The organism is Actinomyces sp. Z5, from assembly GCF_003287795.1.
Taxonomy (GTDB): Bacteria; Actinomycetota; Actinomycetes; order Actinomycetales; family Actinomycetaceae; genus Actinomyces; species Actinomyces glycerinitolerans.
The window spans coordinates 35,095-35,346 of the sequence record NZ_QMIN01000111.1 but is presented as its reverse complement, the minus strand read 5'-3'; positions in this window follow the sequence as shown (position 1 = coordinate 35,346).

Genomic DNA, 252 nt, shown 5'->3' with positions numbered 1-252 from the left:
TTCTTCCCGTCGCCGGTCAGGGCCGTGGCCCAGTGCTCGGCCTTGCCCACGTCAATACCGACGAAGACCTCCACGTCCTCGATATCCATCTTCCCGCGCGTCTCTCTCGTGCGTTGGTGGGTCAGCCTGTCAGGCAGACGGCCCCGCACCCACGCCTGCGAAAGGACTCGCGTCAAGCGGTCCGTTCCCCTAATCAGCGCCTCCCCTCCGCCCGCCACCATGGGTGACTTTCGCCCCCCGGATCATTGCATA